Below are 18,310 nucleotides of genomic sequence, written 5' to 3'. Positions count from 1 at the left end.
TTAATTAAATGCTTTAAATTTTTCAACTTGTTCAGGGAACAATTGGCGTTGCTCATCTCGTCCGAGATAAACTTTGAAAATGGTCTGTCCGTTGTGAGCAATGAAGGCAATGTTATAGCTCTCTTTGCCACGGAAAGGCAGGCTAACGAAAGCGATGTGCGCAATGCTGTCTAGTTTCAAATGCCCATTGAGTGCGCCTTCTTCGTCTTTCATATTTAAGTTGTAATAACCACATCCAAAGATACCGCTTGGGAAACGGTCTTTGATCTCAAAAATCGAGCCTTCTTTCTCAATAATGGTGGTAAATGTTCCCCATTGGCTGATTTCAGTGAGAATTTCTTCTGCTCGGCTTGCATCAAATAATTTGACGAACATTTCAGGCAGCGAAATTAGAATATGCCCTTCAGGCTGTTGTAGCTGTTCTGCGATTTCTAAGGTAATCGCATTCGGATTTTGTGCCAAATAATCTGCAACTTGCTGTGAAAGATTTGTCATTTTCTCTCCTTTTATTCATTTAATAGCAAAATTGAAACTGTGGGGTTTGGGTGGCATAGTGAGGTAATGTTTTAATTTCTGCCTTATACCATTGCTGAATCAGCGTTTCTGTCAGTACATCTTGCGGCTTTCCTTGTGCCTGAATCTGCTTGTCTGCCAGTAATAAAATGTGATCGCCATAAAGAGAGGCGAGATTTAGATCGTGCAAAATACAAAATACTGTCAGCCCTTTTTCCGTACAAAGTTGTTTCATTAAGCGTAAACATTGCTGTTGATGGTAGAGATCAAAGGCAGATGTTGGTTCATCAAGAAACAGCAGTTTGCCTTGCATCTCTTCTGCCCAAAGTTGTAATAACGCTCGTGCCAGCTGGGTACGTTGTTGCTCGCCACCAGATAATTGGCGGTAGGCTTTATGGCGTAGCGATTGGCAATCGGTAATCTCAATCACCGTTTCGAGCCATCGTTCAACATCTTGTTTACGGCGATGATAACCGCCCATGCGGATCACTTCTTCCACTGAAAACGGGAAATTCAGTTGGCTATGTTGTCGCATTACCGCACGTTGCTGAGCCAGTTCTACGGGGGAATACTCGCTCAGTGCTTTTTGGTGAAACGCACAATCTCCTTGAGCTTTTACGTAGCCTGATAAAATTCGCATCAAGGTCGATTTCCCTGCACCATTTGGGCCGATAAGCACGGTTAATTGCCCTTGTGGTACGTGAAACGAAATATTTTGCAAAATCGGTTGCTGTTGTAGCTGGAAAGAGAGCTTTTCAACCACTAACAAGCGGTCAGATTCTGAGAAATTTTTGCAAATCATCGGCTTCCTTCCTTGTAACGAACCACTAACCATAAAAAATAGGGGGCACCGATGAGGCTAGTAAGCATTCCCACAGGCAATTCAGCTGGAGCAATCACAGTTCTAGCAATAGTGTCCGCAATTAACAGTAAAATAGCCCCACACAAAGCGGATGCAGGTAAAACCCAGCGATGATCCGCTCCTAATTTGAATCGAACTAAATGGGGAATTACTAAGCCGATAAAGCCAATCGCTCCGCTTACTGCAACCGCTGCCCCAACTAGTAATGCCCCTAGTAGAATGAGCTGTTTTTTTAAGCGGATGACATTAACGCCTAAATAATGTGCTTCTTCATCGCCAAGTTGTAATAAATTGAGTTGCTTTGCCAGCAGTAGCGAATAACAAGCGGTTGGAATAATGACAAAAGTTGCAACTAATACCGGCTTCCATTGTGCTTGCCCAAGGCTACCCATTGTCCAAAGGCTAAATTGACGTAGCTGTTGATCGTTACTTAAATAAGTCAAAACACCGACTGCAGCAAAACAAAGGGCATTAACTGCAATGCCCGCCAGTAATAATTTATTGACAGAAGCGTGGGAGCGGTAACTCAAGGCATAAATCAGCGTCGAAACGATTAAACTACCGATAAAGGCAGCAACCATTGTGCTGTAAAGGGCAAACTCCGTGGGTAATAGGCTAGGAATTAAGATCGATAATCCGACCGCTAACGCAGCACCACTATTTACCCCGATTAATGCAGGATCTGCCATCGGGTTATGAAAAAGTCCCTGAAATAATGAGCCTGACAGTGCAAGGGCTAAACCGACTAAAACTGCCAATAAAATACGGGGTAAACGTATGTTGAGCCAAATTTGCCATTGGTTATCATTGATCTGACTATGCCAAAGATCGTGCCAAGTCAAAGACAACGCACCTATATTTGACGTGATTAACACGGCGACCAATAAAAAGATCAGCAAGCCAATTAACCAAACCGCACGGTTAGCCATTATTTTTTCACCTGTTCAGCTGCTTGGCGAAGTGCTAAAAGGGCTTTGGGCGTGGTTAAACCAAAGGACATAAAGGCAATATCTTCTACGATCACAAGCTGTTTATTTTTGCCTGCATTGGTATGTGCAATACCCGGTAATTCCCAGACTTTCTCGGTTGAGCCTAAATTTTGTATGCCTAAACGGGTCATCACGATTAAATCAGGATTCGCAACAATCACGCCTTCTTGTGAAATCGGCACAAAGCGGACATTATTTTCCATCGCATTTTTAGCACCGATCAATTTAATCGCTTCATCGGCTACAGTATCTTTCCCTGCTACTGTTTGATTTGCCCCCGCACGATTTAGCACAAACAAAATGCGAACATCTAAAGGTGAATTCGGAATGGCTTTAAGTTCATTTGCAAAATTTTCAGCTAAAGTGACCGCTTACGTTTGCTTTCCAAGGCTTTCACCCACCTTTTTGATTTTCTCAACCACATTTTCAGCACTGTATTTAAACGGAATGGTATCTACGTTTACTCCTGCGGATTTCAGCTGTTCCAAGACGATAGAAGGTTGGGCGACTTCGGTTGCGATGACTTTGGTTGGTTTTAATGCCAAAATGCCTTCGGCATTGAGTTGACGCATATAACCAATATCAGGTAAGGCATTAACTGCTTGTGGGATCATGCTGGTACTATCTCGACCGACTAAATGTTGCTCGGCATTTAATGCATAAATAATTTCAGTCACATCACCGCCAATACTCACAATACGTTCTTGTGCCATTGTGACAGCGGATAGTATTACTGCTGAAGAAAAGAGAAATAATTTTTTTACGAATATCATATCAATCTCCTTATTTTATTATTGATAATAATTCGCAATTAGATTTAGATCAAGTATTTTATGTTAGAAATTTGTTAAAATATAAAGATAAACAGAAGGGAAGAACTAAATAAGATAGCTATACAACCGATAAAAAAATCCTGATAAAGCCAATAGCCTTATCAGGATTAAAAATATTTAATTGGGAAAAATTACGCTTTCGCTTTTTCTGCTGCTTTTACGATAACCGCAAATGCTGGTGCTTTTAATGATGCACCACCAACTAATGCGCCATCAATATCCGGTTGTGTGAATAATTCTGCTGCGTTCGCATCATTTACAGAACCACCGTATTGGATAATTACTTGATCCGCAACTGCTTGTGATTTCGCTGCAATATGACCACGGATAAATGCGTGAACCGCTTGAGCTTGTGCTGGAGTTGCAGATTTACCTGTACCGATTGCCCAGATTGGTTCGTATGCGATTACGGCACCGTTAAATGCTTCAACACCTAATGCATTGATTACTGCATCAATTTGTTTTGCACATACTGCTTCTGTTTGACCCGCTTCGTTTTCAGCCTCAGATTCACCAATACATAATACTGGTACTAAACCTGCTTTTTTAATTGCTTCAAATTTTTTCGCAATAAATTCATCGCTTTCTTTGTGGTAGGTACGGCGCTCAGAGTGACCAATGATGATATATTTCGCACCGAAATCTTTTAACATTTCTGTTGAAATATCACCAGTAAATGCACCTTGTACGTTAATATCAACGTTTTGCGCACCTAAAGAGATGATTTTTTTCGTACTGCAATCGCAGCCACAACTTGCTAATGCTGCTTCCGCTTCTGCTAAGTACATTACCGGTGGTGCAATCGCAACATCACAGCCAGTTACGCCATCTAATTCACGTTTTAAGCCTTCGACTAATTCTTTAGTGAATGCTTTGCTACCGTTTAATTTCCAGTTACCCATTACAAGTGGACGACGTGCCATTTTGGTTTCTCCTATTAGATATAAAATTAAGCCAATCAAGTGTACCAAATTTTATGAGGTTTCGCATAGCGATTGCGAGCGTTATCTATGATTTATTTGATTTAGCTAAAATTCTCTGGATAAAAACACTTTACTGTATATTAAATCAATAGTACTATATATACAGTAAATTTTTATTCAGGTGTTTTTTATGCTTACTCAACTGACTATCAATAATTTTGCTATTGTTCGCCATCTTAATCTTGAACTTAACGAAGGCATGTCTGTTATCACAGGGGAAACAGGGGCTGGTAAATCTATCGGGATTGATGCATTAGGCTTGTGTCTTGGTTATCGTTCTGAAAGCAGTATGATTCGAAATGGGGCAGATAAAGCAGATATTACTGCAACATTCCAGATGCAGCCTGATAGCCCTGCTTATTTATGGCTTAAAGAACAAGAATTATTGGATGAAGATAATCCTTATGAGTGCATTTTACGCCGCATGATTAACCTCGAAGGGCGTTCAAAGGCCTTTGTAAATAATCGCCCATTACCTGTTTCACAGCTACGAGAACTCGGGCAATACCTTATTCACTTAAACGGGCAACATGCGCCACAACTATTACTAAAAAGTGAATACCAACTAGAAATTGTTGATAACTATGCAAGCATTCAGCCTTATTTAGTTCAAATGCAAGCTCAATATCAACAATGGCGCAAACTTCATCAACAGGTTAAAAATTTTCGCCAGCAATGCCAAGAAAATGAAGCACGCCGACAATTACTCCAATATCAGGTTGATGAGCTCGATGAATTTGCCATTAAAGAAGGCGAATTTGAGGAAATGGAAGAAACGCATAATCGTTTATCTAATGCAGAATCTTTAATCGAGCTTTCACAATCTGTACAGGATCTATTAAGTGAAGATAGTGTTAATGCCGATTCTCTAATCTACAAAGCTATTCGCCATTTAGAAGATTTAGTTGAAGTAGACTCTCAGTATCAGTCTGCTCTGGATATGCTCAATGAAGCATTGATTCAAGTACAAGAAGCGAGTTCTGAAGTGCATCAATTAGCTAATCACATCGAACAAGATCCTGAATTACTCAGTGAGTTAGATGAACGTATTGCCAAAACAATGAGCCTAGCGAAAAAACATTATGTCTCGCCTCACGAACTTTGGCAACATCATCAAGTATTGCTGCAAGAGCTACAAACTTTAGTGGATTTTGAAGAGAATGAAGAAAAGCTCATTGAAGATGAGAAAAAAGCACATCAGGCTTGTTTAATGCTAGCAGAGCAGATTTATCAGCAACGTTTAGCTGCTGCACAAAAGCTGGCGGAACAAGTAACTCAGCAAATCAAACAGCTCTCAATGGAAAATGGTGAGTTCTTTATTGATGTACAACATGATCCGAAAAAATTAACGCCTCATGGTGCGGATTTTGTCGAATTTAATTTGCGCAGCAATCTCGGACAAACGGCTCAACCCTTAGCAAAAATTGCCTCAGGGGGCGAACTTTCTCGTATTTCTTTAGCCGTTCAAGTTTTAACCGCCAATAAACTCTCAACACCAACCATTATCTTTGATGAAGTGGATGTTGGCATTAGTGGCGCTGCTGCAACAACTGTCGGTAAATTGCTCCGCCAGCTTGGTAATAAATGTCAGGTGCTGTGTGTCACGCACTTACCGCAAGTGGCAAGCTATGGGCATCATCATTTTAATGTTCAAAAATATGTGCAAGATAACCAAACCGAAACGCAAATGAGCTTACTGTCTGAGAAAGAGCGTGTACACGCCCTTGCTCGTTTACTTGGTGGAAGCAAAATTACTGATGCGGTTTTAGCCAATGCTCAAGAGATGTTAGATCTAGCAGCTGCTGAATAATCAAGCGGTTAAGCGACATCAGCTTCAACTAAGTAATGACCGAAATCAACGGGAATCTTCCATGTTTGCAACAATTTGCTGTCATGTTGCTCTAATTCTGCTAATAACGTAATGGCATCAGCTACACTCCAAGCGGTTGGTTTTTGATAAAATTTTGCAAAAAAATCATCTAATTCAACCGCTTGTTTACCTTGCTGTCTTGAATGTGTAACGGCATAAATTTGAAGAAGCAGTAAGAGCAACTGCTGTAAATTTTGTTCACGTAACCCTTTTGGTACGGCACTCATAGAAAGCCGCACTTTGCCTTGCCAATTTTTCTCACTGATTTGGAAGCCCCATTTCGCTAACTCATCTTTGAGTTGAGACCAAACAGCGTTTTGTTCTTCTTCCAAAGTAAGTGTGAGTGGAATCAGCAATGATTGACTTTCGCCTGATTTAAGTCGTTCTAACCAATGCCACTGCCCTAATTTGGTTAAAGGCAAGAGGAAAAAGCTTTCATGCTCTTTTAATAATGCCGCTTGTTGTTGCACAATCGCTAAAACAGTTGCATGTGAATGAGGAACAGATAACGTTTCCGAATTTAATGGTAACGCTCGTTCAACGTGAGTAGATAAGCGTTCTGGTTCCGACTGTTTTGCCGTATCTTGGTAAAAAATTGCAACAGGCTGATGAAAATCGTCTTCCTCACATTTTTCTGTTGTAATAAGCTCGTTATACCAACGTTGTGCCGAAGGTGAAGATGATTTTGTTGGGATATGCGATGAAAATGTTGTTCGTCCACCATTCCCACCGGAATGCCCGTGATATTTTGTGGAAGACGCCATCTGCCCCGCAAAAATATTCTCGCCAGCCGCAGCTCGATTTGTATCTTGTGAATAAACTGGAACGGCCTCATGAATTTCATCAGTGTGGCTTTCTAACATCAAAGCAAGTGGTGCTTGCTGCTGTAATGTCTGATGTACACCTTGCAAAATAAAGTCATGCACTAAACGCCCCTGATGAAAACGCACTTCATGTTTCGCGGGATGAACATTCACATCTACATGGCTTGGGTCTAAATCTAAAAAGATAACAAATGCCGGATAATCACCTTGCGCAATACTATCACCATATGCTTGACGAATGGCGTGGTTAATGGTTTTATCTCGCATCATTCGCCCATTTACATAGCTATAACATAAATCATTTTGCGTACGGGCAAGCGTTGGCATACCAACCCAACCATGCAAATGTAAATCGCCATGTTGCCAATCAATATGAGTGGCCTGTTGAATAAATGCATCGCCACAAATCGCTGCAACACGTTTTTGTTGTTGCTCTACCGAGTTATCTAATACCTTACGATATTGTCGAACCACTTTGCCATTATGAGACAAAATAAAAGTAACATGCGGTTTAGCTAATGCAATTCGGCGAATTACCTCATCAATATGCTGGAATTCCGTTTTATCGGTGCGTAAAAATTTACGGCGTGCCGGCGTATTAAAAAATAAATTGGCAACCGACACTGTTGTCCCGACAGGATGAGAAGCAGGCTGAATTTCTACCGTCATCTCTCGCCCTTGCGCATAAGCTTGCCATGCTTCTGTTTGACCTTCAGGACGTGAAGTTAATGTTAAACGAGAAACAGAGCTGATACTTGCCAAAGCTTCGCCACGAAAGCCCAAACTCAAAATACACTCTAAATCTTCTAAAGTTGCAATCTTACTGGTTGCATGACGAGCCAGCGCTAAGGCAAGGTCTTGCTTAGCAATACCACAACCGTTATCTCGAATCTTAATCAGCTGAGCGCCCCCTTTTTCAATCTCAATGTGAATTTGGTTTGCGCCGGCATCTAAACTATTTTCAACAAGCTCTTTAACCACCGAGGCTGGGCGTTCGACCACTTCTCCGGCAGCGATTTGGTTAGCTAATTGTGGTGGCAAGATATGAATAAGATTTTTCGTCATATTTTATTAAGAGAATGATTGCAATTTTGAAGATTTTAGCATAATTTGCGAATAATTTATGTTTAGTCAGAAATAGGATCGCTCAATGAGTTCACTCACATCAGATATTCTCCAGATTGCACAGCAAGCCAAGCTTGCCAGCATTGAAATGGCACAATTTGGCAACGTGCAAAAAAATCACGCACTTTTAACCATTGCAGACACACTAGAAGCACGCTCTGTGGAAATCTTGGCTGCCAACGCTAAAGATATTGAGTTTGCTCAATCACAAGGCATCTCTTCCGCCATTATTGATCGCCTATTGCTCACAAAAAGTCGCTTACAAGGGATTGCAAATGATGTACGCCATGTTGCCAAACTTGCAGATCCTGTTGGGCAAATTATTGATGGTGGCGTACTGAATTCAGGCTTGAAAATTGAACGCCAACGCGTTCCTCTCGGCGTTATTTTAACTATTTACGAAGCTCGCCCAAATGTAACCATTGATGTGGCATCTCTCTGCTTAAAAACGGGTAACGCAGTGATTTTACGTGGTGGAAAAGAGACCAAATTTACCAATGCAATTTTAGTTGAGGTCGTACAACAAGCCTTAGAAACTGCCGGACTCCCTAAATTCGCCGTACAAGCCATTACTAATCCGGATCGCGCTTTACTCCTTGAGCTTCTTAAACTCGATCGCTACATTGATATGGTTATTCCTCGTGGTGGTGCCGGTTTACATCAATTCTGTAAAGAAAATTCAACCATTCCGGTAATTGTCGGCGGAATCGGGGTTTGTCACTTATTTGTGGAAAAAAGCGCAGACCAAGACAAAGCGCTTGATGTGATCGCTAATGCGAAAACACAACGACCAAGCACGTGTAATACACTCGAAACTCTCTTAGTTGATAAAGCGATTGCTGATAGCTTCTTACCAAAATTAGTTGAACGTATGAAATCTCTTGGCGTAACACTGCATACGGACGATTTGCAAAAAAGTGAAGGAATTGAACCGCTTGATCCGGCAAAACTACGCCAAGAATGGCTCTCACTGGATTTAAATCTTGTTGTTGTAGAAGGCTTGAGTGCTGCGGTGGCACATATCCGAGAGTATGGTTCTCAACATTCTGAATCCATTTTAACCTCTGACTATCAGCTCGCCCGCCAATTTGTCGCACAAGTGGATGCAGCAGCGGTATACATCAATGCAAGTACACGCTTTACCGATGGTGGCGAATTTGGTTTAGGGGCAGAAGTCGCAGTAAGCACCCAAAAACTCCACGCTCGTGGTCCAATGGGCTTAGAAGCACTTACCACATATAAATGGGTATGTGAGGGAGATTATCTTTCTAGGGCATAAATTTTTAAAATCACCTCAAAATACTTTTGGTGACCATTATTTTAGGCATATAGGACAAAATAGTTGGTAATAATTATTATTTTACCAACTATTTTTGCTATAGATGTTTATTTATCACGATTAATCGTAAATTAAATTTGGTACTTTGTTTTATCGCCAATATCAAAATGAAGTGGCATACGCCATTTTTGAATTGTTAAAATCAGTAGTAAAAGACCACAAATGCCGCTTAGTATTTGAATAAGTATCGTTTGTTCAAACAACACAGCAAACCATAAAATCCCTACCAAGATAGGCTGGAAATTAAGCCCAAAAATCCGGAAACAGAAGTATTCTTTATAGCTTAGTCCACCAATGACAAGTAACATGGCTCCAAATGCTAGGCTTGGTAAGTTGAAAATAGCACAAAGTAATCCAATCCAAGCAGCGAATTGAAAAATCAAGCGAAATTGTTTGAGATAGAGATGTAAAGATGAACCAAGCATTGTTCCAGCAACTAACAATCCTTTTTGAGCCGGTTCAGATTGGTAAGGTAAGAGAAATATCATCAATGTCGCAATAATAAAGCCTGAACGATAGATGATAACGGTAAGGTAATCCCCAAAGTCCATTGGGGATTGAATGTGTGGATCAGCCATAAAGCCCTCATAAAAATAAAGCGGTTAAATTCTTTGTAAATTTTACAAAAAAATTAACCGCTTGAGAAATTACTCTATCGCAAAGCGAACTGGAACTGTTACATTGCTTGGGAAGCCTGCCGGTGGAGCTTCTGTTTTTGTGCCTTGTGCCGCTTTAACTGCCGCCGCATCAAGGTTTGAATTTCCAGAGCTATTAATTACCTGTACATTCGTAACTTGTCCTGATGGTGAAACAGAAAATGACAGTGTTACTGTTCCGGTTTTTCTCATCATTTTTTCACGCGCAGGATATGTATTATTTGCTCTTCGCTGTAAAGCCCGTTGCAATGTGACTTTATAAGCATTGATTTCATTACCTGATGCCGTGCTTTTCGGTGCATTACCATTGTCTGAACCGGCTGAGCTACCGATATTACCTTTACCAGCTGGGCTACCTTGTGCTACACCTGATTGTGCTTTAATTGCTTGAGGAAGATTAGGGGCAGCTTTAGCCACAATACCTTCTTTAGCTTCAATTCCTTTTTCAAGGGCTTTAATTGGTTTAGCCGGTTTTTCCAGTACAGGTTTCGGTTTTTCTATCAGCTTTGGTTTTTCGACTTTCGGTTTTTCAATGTTTTTTTCGATTTTTTTAGGTTTTTCTTTTGGCGGTTCAGGTTTTTTCTCTTTAGGTTTTTCTTTTTTCTCTTTTGGTTTTTCGGCAATAGGTTCCACTTTTAATGGTTTTTGTGGTTCTACTTTAGGTTCTTCTTTTAGTTCTTCAACTGGGGTTGGCGTTTCTTTTTCTTCTACTTCCGGTTGCACAGGCGTATCTTCTGGTGCAACAGCAACTTGAGCTTGTTGCTCCACACCGGCGAGCATTTCCATTGAAATGCTCGTTACCTCTTGTTCGATGATAGGTTCTTGAGGCAGTTGGGTCATTGCCGCCCAAACGCTCCCAACAATGGCGCCATGAATTGCAATAGAGCCAACTAAACCAATACGAGAGTTGCGTTTATTCATCTTTACGCCCTATTTGCCATTCTCTTTTCGAGTTACAATCGCTACATTTTTGATTTGATTTGCTGCCAGTAAATCGGTTAATTCAACAAATTTATCAAAACGAACTGCGCCATCTACTTTTAATGTCACTTTTTGTTCTTTATTCCAACGGGCAATTTCAGCATTCAACTGTGATTTATCAATCGGTTGATCGTTAAAATAAAATTGATTGTCTGCGGTTAGTGTAACCAATTTCGCCAGATCATCAGCTTTTACCGCTTGAGTTGTGGTCGCTTTCGGCACATTTACTTGGATTTTTCCTTGTGAAATAAAGGAAGCTGTAACGAGCACGATAGCAAGTAGCACCAACATAATATCAATAAAAGGAATGATGTTGATCTCATCAAATTTTTTCATTTAACACCTCGTAAAATATGGCTTAAAAATTACCGCTTGTTATGCTGATTTACGAGCGTTTAACGCTTGCCATTTGAGTTTGTTTTCATCCACTTTTCGATTAAAACCGCTATAAAACATCATGGCCGGAATAGCTACTAAGATACCTGCTGCTGTTGCTTTTAAGGCTAATGAAAGATGAACCATGATTGATGCCGCATCAATATCGCCACCAGAATGACCTAATTGATAGAATGTTAATAAAATACCAATAACAGTACCTAATAAGCCGATATAAGGGGCATTTGCACCAATGGTTGAAATCGTTGTGAGATTGCGAGTAAGGTCAATTTCTAACTCTTCTTGTGTGTCATATTGTTGTACATTCACTTGCTTGTAGAACATAAGGCGTTCAATGATTTTCCAAACCAGCACAATGCTCATAAATGCTAATAATCCTAAAATAATGTAGTCGATATAATTTTGTAAAAATTGAAAAAGCTGTTCCATAAATTCCTCAGTTCAATGAATGTCATGCATTAATTTTTAATGCATTTGAAAATAGTTCTTAATTATACTAAATAAGATAAGAAATTCAACTTAGAATAATAGGAACGAGAATGACTATTTTGTGTTATATTGCCGAAATTTTTTGAAATAGAGAGATAATTATGGAAACATTTACGGAGATTTTACCTGAGCAGGCTTGGCATTTACTTGAACAAGAAGGGGCAACATTAGTGGACATTCGTGATGCTCGTCGCTATGTTTATAGCCACCCTCAAGGTGCTTTTCATTTAACGAATGAAAGTTATGGGCGACTATTAGATGAGGTTGATTATGACGAGCCGATTATCGTGATTTGTTATCATGGCGTAAGTAGCCGAAATGCAGCTCAATTTTTGGTCGAACAAGGTTTTGAACAAGTATATAGTGTAAAAGGTGGGTTCGATGCATGGCAAAGAAATGAGCTCCCTATTGAAACGGCTTAAGCTCACAGAATTACTATCGAACAAGTTATTCCCTTTACTTGTGGGTCTTGCTTTGTCTATTTCAGTGCTATTTTAGTACTACTCAAAATCCAGAGTTCCGGCAGTTCGAAGAAAACAAAAAGCCTCAAACTATACAGCTTGAGGCTTTTTTATTTAAATTGGGATAATCACAACCGAATTCATTATATAGGCGATTGAAAACAAAGGCTTTTAATGTTTACACTTGTTTTACTGGGTACTTAATTGGGTACTAAAAAATAAAATCAAAGTAGAGTAACGTGGATTAAAGCTGACGAACGTCTGTTTTTTCTTCTCACTTCTTCCCATGTCTTCTTGCCTCTTCCCGTGTTTTTATTTTTCTTTTTAGTAGAAAATACACCGTAAAACGGTTTTTTACTGAAAATTTAATATAGCCCATTTCTTGGGCTACTTCAATCGGTTTCAATGGTTATCAGATATTAAGGGCTCCTTTAATTAGGTACCCCGCTGATTTCCCTAATAAGTGCGGTTTGTGAATATCTGTACAACGTAAGATTTTTACTTTCCCGCCTTTTTCTAAGTAGGTATCTACAAATAAGCCTTTTTCACGTCTTACTGTGTAACCAAATGAGGGCTCGTAAATGCTTTTTGTTTTTTTCGGTACATAAGCCAAAATTATAGAATCACTCCATAAAGGCTTTAATTTTCCTTCATGCTCTTGCATTGCTCCGCCAATTTTTACCGTTTCAACGCCAATCATCTCCGCAAACACTTCAGGGGTTAAAATTCCGGTACGGGTGTATTTAATACGCTCAATCAATTCTTGATTTTGTTTTAATACCACCCAAACATCTTTGGCAATTACACAAACGTTAGGCTTTCTTCCAATGGTTGAAGCAACTGTATCAATCCCTTTATCAATAATTAAAAGCGGGTTTTCCTTCTCGCTTTTAGAAGTGAGTTGGATAACGTTTTCTTTGTCGTAATTATCCGGATTTTGCACTAATTCCGCTACTTTTGCTTCTCGCCCTAATGTAATGCGATCTTGAACTACGCTTAAAGCATATTCTTTCAGTTTGTAGCTCGCTTCATTTTCTTCGCGATAATCAATAGGGTATTCTAAATCGTGTTCTTCAAGCTCTACATTGAGGCTTGTAATATCTTCAGGGGTCAAACGGTTTGAATCCCCGTGGACTTCTCGAACAGTTGAGGAAAGTCTAAACGCTAAACGCCCAAATTGTGGAATTTTGCCCGCCTCTTTCTCAATTTCCACCACTGGGAATAGGGTTTCGCAAATCATTTCTGCATTGTGGTAACCTTGTGCTAAGGTCGTTAAAACGGGGTCTTGTATACGTTTATTTGCTAGTGTGTTACTCATTTTTATGCTCATTTAGTAATAACATGTAAAGCGGTTTGATAGTCTGTGCCATTTACTCGGGCGTATGCTCTAATTTTTTGATCCAAATCAATCAATTCCGGCGGGGTTTCTTCGTGATATTCCACTAAACTATCTACTGAATCCGGTTCTTTTGCTCGGTCTTTGGTTGCAATTTCGCTAAATTCAATAATTTTAGGCTGGGTGCTGAAAAAGGCTTTTATTTTTTGTAAAAGGCTTTCATTTTCGCCAAATTCTACAAAATCGCCCTTATCGTAACGTTCCGCAAAATTTAATAATTCAATAGCCTGCTGTTTTGCTACGGGGGCTAGTTTTCCTTGACTAACAAGCCCATCTGCAAACGCTAAAATATCCGACTTTTCTCGGCTTGCTAACTGAACTTTTAAGCGTTCGTTTTCTGCCTTCAGTTTTTCAATTTCTGAAGGTTCATCATAAATAGCAAAATCTACTACGCCCATTTCATTTTCTGAAAAAACGGGCGTTTTTAAGCCCTTTACGGCTGGAGCCATAGCCCCTAAAAATCCTACGTGCCTTAAATATAAAGCCCCTTTTTTTGGGTTGTGTTCGCTATCGGGTAAATAGAAAGAGGCTGAAATTTTCTTAAATCGCCCTTTTTCAACCATTTCTGCAAAATCCGGATCCACTTGCTGAAATTCTGCTTTTAAAACATCATCATCTAAATACAAAGCCTTGACCCATGCATAAGCGGGGGCGTTGTGTTCAGGGTGTCCAATCACTGCGGGGGCTTCAAATGTATTTACATCATAGGCTTTTACCGCCTCTTGTAAGTCTAAGCTTGTGATGTTTATTTCTGTACCTCGGGAGTCTTTACGCTTACCGGCTTTAAAGATTTCGATTAAGTTCATTTTCTAATTTCTCTTTGTGTTTTTGTATAGTCTTATAAACATGCACCAATGAAATTTTTAGACAAGCTGAAATTTGCTTACGATGCATTCCGCTATCATATAAAGATATGATAGTTTGTTTTAATTTTTTGGCTTCAAGTAATCTAACCATAGGGAAGTAAACACTCTTCCCCGCAAAATTTCGATAAATAAACGTTCTAAAAATTTCGCCAATTTTTACTGCAATTTTTTGAGTAAAAAGCGTTTCTTGAAGGTTTGCTATAAAATCATTAAAGCAGGCTTCAAAAAGCCGGCATTCATTTCGCATAGCTAAATACATACCTACACCGCCAAAATGTTTACAGAATATATTTATGGTTAATTCTGTGCATTTTTCTGCCTTGTCTTGTTTGTAACGCTTGCTAAAAAATGCCATTAAATCCGCTTCTAGCTCGGGGAGCTTTTTTAGTACGCTTTCCATTTTAAAAGATCCTTATTAAGTAAAACTGGGGAAATTTTAGAGAAAAACGGCTTTATACTCATTTAAAGCACTTTAAAGAAAACAGTATAAAATCAAGTAGAAAAATTTGAGATTTTTACCCCCTCTTTAATATATTAAAGAAAAACGGCTGGGACAGCGGGACAGCGGGACAATTTTGGAAAACTCTTTTATTTTCAAATGGTTACAAGTCAAAAATTGTCCCGCTAGGTGCGGGACAATTTCAAAAATAGCGGGACAAAACACAAAAAAAGAGCGTTTTTAGTATAAAAAACACTCTTTTTAGTTGTTATTCTTCGTTGTCGTCTGCTTCATCGAATAGGGTTAAAACGTAACATCTTGTCCGTTTAGGGTCTATTTTAAGCGGTAATTTTTGCGTATTTCGCCTGTCTTTACTCCGTTTTAGCATTCCCGCATTAAATAACACTTCATTGGCTTGCTTCTCATTAAATCCCTTGATGATGTCATTCAAGTAAACTTGTTGGAACGTGTAAAAATGCGGTTCTTCGTTGATACTGATCGCATATCCCGCTACATCGTGCGGTTCCGGTCTATCGTGGTTTATCGGGGTTTGAATATATCGCCCTACAAAACGTTGTAAAAAGCCGTTTACTTGGTCTATAATTTGCTTATCTTCTCGGCTGTGTAAGCCATATTCATTTATCCATTCATTAAAACAGTGTAAAATTGCTTCTGCATTGCTTTCTACGCTCCAACTTGTTAAATCTCGGGCAAGTTGTAACGCTGTTTCAAGGATCGCAAATCTAACGGCTACCCGTTGAACTTGCGGGCTTGCCTCTGTGGGTAAACGGGAAAGCCATTTTTCTTTAATGCATTGATAGGTTTCTACCGCCAACGCTTTATTTTCAAGTAGCCACTCAATCCATAAACGCCCAATCACGCCATAATGCTGACGGCTTGCCGTGTTGATGTGGTCTGCGTGTGCCTTACCGTCTGCTAAATCGTGGTATTGCTTCGCCTTGGTAATAGGTATATTCAACAAGCGCACTAATTGCCCCGCATTGACTTGAATACCGTTCATTTTAAGATAGGTTTCTATGTCTTTTTCGCCTGTTGAAAATACCACAGTACGCCAGCGTAAAAGCTCACGATTTCCGCCATCTTTCGCCCCTTGGAGTTTCCCCACGCCATTAAATAAGGCGTAGGACGTTTCAAAAACGTATCGAGGGTTTACCCCTTGCCCGATTTCGTCCATCGGTAATAGATTATCATTGTGCGCCAGTCCTTCATTTAAAATGCCTAGTGTTGTACCGAACCACGATAATTTAAGCAGCTCAGGGTTACCATAAAGGCTAATAGAAGCAAGTGCGGTTGTTGTTTTGCCGGTAGTGGAGTCGCCATAGAGGTGTACGCCAAAACTGTCCGCCTCAATCACGCCAATTAAGGGAGCAGATAAAGCGCATGCCACGCCTAACATCATTGAAGGATTGCCGTTTAAATATTTGCCTATGTTCTCTTGCCAACTTTCTAGCGTGCCTCTTGTGCTGTATCCGCTATTGCTTGCGGATTTCCCTTTAAATAGTAACGGTGTTTCGGGATTTCCCAATATTTCCCCGTTAGGCAAAATATATGCGCCATTTTTCCAGCCGGTTGTGTGGGTTATCGTCCATTTTTGGCGGCTACCGCTTAACTGCAAATAATCCGCCAAGTAGTTGCGGGCTGAAGAACTATTTGCAATTTTTAGCCCTTGTTGTCGCAATTGCTTCCAGCCTTCCCGCTCGCCTAAATCTTTAAGCGGGACGGCTTCGGTAATTGGGGATAATTGCCCTTCAGGCGTCCAGCGTAAAATAATGAAGGTTTCGATCTCACTTGTACCAATTCCCACTACTTCCACAAAATCAGATAACCATTGTTCTGCCTCGCTTAATAGCTCGCCTGTTGCATTGTCGTATTTCGGGGTAATACGGTAAAGCCCGCTTATCCCGTTTACGGTGCGTTGTTCAATGTACGGCTGTTTTTTGTCTTGGCTTGGTTTAGCGGTCATTTCTGCCACTTTTTCCGCCATAGTCTCCCCGTTGCGTATGCGGTTGATATAATCGCTTACGTTTTCCCGTTGCATTGCTTCATCTACAAATGAAATAATTTCCGCTTTTGTGTGCTTGGCAATGTTTAAACAAATCGCATTTTTTTCTTTTTCGCTTAAATCGCCAGATTTAAAAATAGAAATATATCTTTTATTTTCCGGTGCAATTTGCAAGCGGTCAATTTCGGCTAATCTTTCGCTATTTAAAATAATCGGCTGTAAATTATTTTCGGCTTGCGTAAATAAAATAATTTGTGCCAGTCTTTCTTTATTAAATGCATCACTTCCCGCAAGAATATATAATTCATTAAGCGGGTTATTATCTTGCTTATTTAAATAAGGGGCTTTCTTCAATTTCATATTATTCCCCACTGATATTTAAAATTTTAGTTCTTTGATTTTCAGGAAGAACATTCAAATAAAAGTTTGCAGTATTATTTGCTCCACTAATAGAATGTAATAGTTTGATATTTTCTGCAAAAAGATCGCTTAAGCCTAATAATAGGTTACCTGTGATATATTCTTCTTTGTTCTCATCTTCTGATAATGAAACAGCCTTCATCATTCCGGTAACATTTAATAAACCGTTGATAATGTTTGCTTCACTATCATCCAATTGTTTTCTGAAATCTTCTAATAGCTTGGGTTTATTTTGATTGATAACAATGTAAGCGTTTAATATATCGGTGTAATTAAGCATTTTTACCCCCTTCTACATCTGCTAAATACATGAAATTCGTGTTCTTGATCGTTTGTAAAGCTAAATAGGCACGCTCTAGGCTTCCTTCTTCCGTGAGTTCCTTCGCCCATTGTGTCCATACTTCGACATGCTCAATTTCTTTCAGTAGCTTTTCCGGTGTGAGGTTGTTTTTAAGCATAAACCACCCCCATAACCGCAAATAAAGGGCATACAATAGATTTGGCTTGCTCTAAACTCTCGGCTTTAATGCGTAGGGTATAGCAAGGGAAGGCATGAATAGGTTTTGTTGTGTTGCGTAAGTCTCTACGGCTTACGGCTTTGAATAGGTAGATCATCGCTGATAGCTCCATATGTAATACTTGTAGGGCTACCGCTAAACTTTCCAGGGTTTGGGCGGTAACGTGTAACGGGCTGGAAAACTGCGACATATGGAACACAGCAAAGGGCGAACCTTTCCCATTACACGCCACCATAGAGAGAACAACGCTCAAGGCGTTTTCTTTGGGTGTGTGTGTGCTACGAACAAAAAAAGCACGGTAATAGAAAGGCGTGCTAGTGTTCGCCA

The 18,310-nt window shown here is 39.8% G+C and carries 18 protein-coding genes and 2 pseudogenes; 3 read left to right on the top strand and 17 right to left on the bottom strand.

Annotation, left to right across the window (positions count from 1 at the left end):
- The 5 genes and pseudogenes from hutX to tpiA form a co-directional block, all read right to left on the bottom strand.
- Positions 1-495: a heme utilization cystosolic carrier protein HutX gene (gene hutX, locus AM305_RS00990; RefSeq protein ID WP_005822264.1), complete on the bottom strand. Its 495-nt coding sequence runs from the start codon at positions 493-495 to the stop codon at positions 1-3.
- Between the two features lie 19 nt (positions 496-514).
- Positions 515-1,315 carry a heme ABC transporter ATP-binding protein gene (locus AM305_RS00985; protein WP_005822262.1) on the bottom strand — a complete coding sequence of 267 codons (801 nt, stop codon included), beginning with the start codon at positions 1,313-1,315 and terminating at the stop codon, positions 515-517.
- Positions 1,312-2,304, bottom strand: coding sequence for a FecCD family ABC transporter permease (locus AM305_RS00980; protein WP_005822261.1), 993 nt, complete (start codon positions 2,302-2,304; stop codon positions 1,312-1,314). The genes AM305_RS00985 and AM305_RS00980 overlap by 4 nt, the downstream gene beginning before the upstream one ends.
- Positions 2,304-3,077 (bottom strand): annotated as a pseudogene (locus AM305_RS12875) (heme/hemin ABC transporter substrate-binding protein). Before AM305_RS12875 ends, AM305_RS00980 begins: the two are co-directional and overlap by 1 nt.
- 251 nt (positions 3,078-3,328) lie before the next feature.
- Positions 3,329-4,120, bottom strand: a complete 792-nt coding sequence (tpiA, locus tag AM305_RS00970) for a triose-phosphate isomerase (RefSeq protein WP_005822259.1) — start codon at positions 4,118-4,120, stop codon at positions 3,329-3,331.
- Between the two features lie 190 nt (positions 4,121-4,310).
- Between tpiA and recN the strand changes: the two genes are divergently transcribed.
- A complete protein-coding gene (gene recN / locus AM305_RS00965) occupies positions 4,311-5,990 on the top strand; it encodes a DNA repair protein RecN (protein WP_005822257.1) in 1,680 nt (559 codons plus the stop codon).
- A gap of 8 nt (positions 5,991-5,998) precedes the next feature.
- Here recN and mutL read toward each other — a convergent pair whose 3' ends face one another.
- The gene (gene mutL, locus AM305_RS00960; RefSeq protein ID WP_005822255.1) at positions 5,999-7,939 is read right to left on the bottom strand and encodes a DNA mismatch repair endonuclease MutL; all 1,941 of its coding nucleotides are present in this window, start codon (positions 7,937-7,939) and stop codon (positions 5,999-6,001) included.
- An 85-nt stretch (positions 7,940-8,024) separates the two neighbouring features.
- On the opposite strand from mutL, the gene proA reads away from it, so the two are divergent.
- Positions 8,025-9,278 carry a glutamate-5-semialdehyde dehydrogenase gene (proA, locus tag AM305_RS00955; protein WP_005822253.1) on the top strand — a complete coding sequence of 418 codons (1,254 nt, stop codon included), beginning with the start codon at positions 8,025-8,027 and terminating at the stop codon, positions 9,276-9,278.
- Positions 9,279-9,409: 131 nt separating this feature from the next.
- Here the strand turns inward: proA and AM305_RS00950 are convergent, their stop codons facing one another.
- The 4 genes from AM305_RS00950 to exbB all read right to left on the bottom strand — a co-directional run bounded on the left by AM305_RS00950 (position 9,410) and on the right by exbB (position 11,800).
- Positions 9,410-9,916, bottom strand: a complete 507-nt coding sequence (locus tag AM305_RS00950) for a DUF2301 domain-containing membrane protein (protein ID WP_005822252.1) — start codon at positions 9,914-9,916, stop codon at positions 9,410-9,412.
- Positions 9,917-9,985: 69 nt separating this feature from the next.
- Positions 9,986-10,915, bottom strand: a complete 930-nt coding sequence (locus AM305_RS00945; RefSeq protein WP_005822250.1) for a TonB family protein — start codon at positions 10,913-10,915, stop codon at positions 9,986-9,988.
- A gap of 9 nt (positions 10,916-10,924) precedes the next feature.
- On the bottom strand, positions 10,925-11,311 hold the full coding sequence (gene exbD / locus AM305_RS00940) for a TonB system transport protein ExbD (RefSeq protein ID WP_005818911.1): 387 nt from the start codon (positions 11,309-11,311) through the stop codon (positions 10,925-10,927).
- Between the two features lie 39 nt (positions 11,312-11,350).
- A complete protein-coding gene (gene exbB / locus AM305_RS00935) occupies positions 11,351-11,800 on the bottom strand; it encodes a TonB-system energizer ExbB (protein WP_005818912.1) in 450 nt (149 codons plus the stop codon).
- A gap of 158 nt (positions 11,801-11,958) precedes the next feature.
- Here exbB and glpE point away from each other — a divergent pair, with 158 nt between their 5' ends.
- A complete protein-coding gene (gene glpE, locus AM305_RS00930) occupies positions 11,959-12,282 on the top strand; it encodes a thiosulfate sulfurtransferase GlpE (protein ID WP_035293575.1) in 324 nt (107 codons plus the stop codon).
- 451 nt (positions 12,283-12,733) lie between these two features.
- On the opposite strand, the gene AM305_RS00925 is transcribed toward glpE, so the two are convergent.
- The 7 genes and pseudogenes from AM305_RS00925 to AM305_RS00895 all read right to left on the bottom strand — a co-directional run.
- Complete coding sequence (locus tag AM305_RS00925; protein ID WP_005822246.1) at positions 12,734-13,639, bottom strand: hypothetical protein; 906 nt, start codon at positions 13,637-13,639, stop codon at positions 12,734-12,736.
- An 8-nt stretch (positions 13,640-13,647) separates the two neighbouring features.
- Positions 13,648-14,523 carry a hypothetical protein gene (locus tag AM305_RS00920; protein ID WP_005822244.1) on the bottom strand — a complete coding sequence of 292 codons (876 nt, stop codon included), beginning with the start codon at positions 14,521-14,523 and terminating at the stop codon, positions 13,648-13,650.
- On the bottom strand, positions 14,501-14,983 hold the full coding sequence (locus AM305_RS00915; RefSeq protein WP_005822242.1) for a Mor transcription activator family protein: 483 nt from the start codon (positions 14,981-14,983) through the stop codon (positions 14,501-14,503). The genes AM305_RS00920 and AM305_RS00915 overlap by 23 nt, the downstream gene beginning before the upstream one ends.
- 307 nt (positions 14,984-15,290) lie before the next feature.
- Positions 15,291-17,405 carry a DUF927 domain-containing protein gene (locus AM305_RS00910; RefSeq protein WP_005822239.1) on the bottom strand — a complete coding sequence of 705 codons (2,115 nt, stop codon included), beginning with the start codon at positions 17,403-17,405 and terminating at the stop codon, positions 15,291-15,293.
- A gap of 1 nt (position 17,406) precedes the next feature.
- Entirely contained in the window at positions 17,407-17,745 is a 339-nt protein-coding gene (locus AM305_RS00905) for a hypothetical protein (RefSeq protein ID WP_005822237.1), read from the bottom strand.
- Entirely contained in the window at positions 17,738-17,923 is a 186-nt protein-coding gene (locus tag AM305_RS00900; RefSeq protein ID WP_005822235.1) for a hypothetical protein, read from the bottom strand. Before AM305_RS00900 ends, AM305_RS00905 begins: the two co-directional genes overlap by 8 nt.
- Positions 17,916-18,310: pseudogene (locus AM305_RS00895) on the bottom strand (ash family protein); the annotation flags it as partial. The pseudogene AM305_RS00895 and the gene AM305_RS00900, both read right to left, overlap by 8 nt.

The sequence above is a fragment of the Actinobacillus minor NM305 genome, from assembly GCF_000175195.1.
In the GTDB taxonomy this organism is placed as follows: Bacteria; Pseudomonadota; Gammaproteobacteria; order Enterobacterales; family Pasteurellaceae; genus Haemophilus_A; species Haemophilus_A minor.
This window is presented reverse-complemented; position numbering and strand designations above follow the sequence as displayed.